At 37.6% G+C, this 229-nt stretch carries 1 pseudogene; it reads right to left on the bottom strand.

Going from position 1 to position 229, the window contains the following annotated elements:
• Positions 1-229, bottom strand: a pseudogene (locus tag SB765_RS34500) (osmotically inducible protein C); the annotation flags it as partial.

The following is a 229-nucleotide window of genomic DNA, read 5'->3' on the forward strand; positions in this document are numbered from 1 at the left end:
TTTTTAGTACTCACGTGCTGAGTGAATTTATGATCTTTTTCTTCAACTAATACACTGCCGTTAGTTAATTTTGCACTATAGGGTGTTTTATCGTATTCAACATAGCGATTAGCCCACGTAGCAATGACATCGGCTGCGTAGTTAGCGTCTTCTTTATTGCTGAGTAAGTGATCGGCATTATCTAAACTTATAAAGCTCTTTGGATGCTTAGCAGCGGCGTAAATTTTTT

It is taken from the genome of Pseudomonas sp. SIMBA_067 (assembly GCF_046534675.1).
Taxonomy (GTDB): domain Bacteria; phylum Pseudomonadota; class Gammaproteobacteria; order Pseudomonadales; family Pseudomonadaceae; genus Aquipseudomonas; species Aquipseudomonas putida.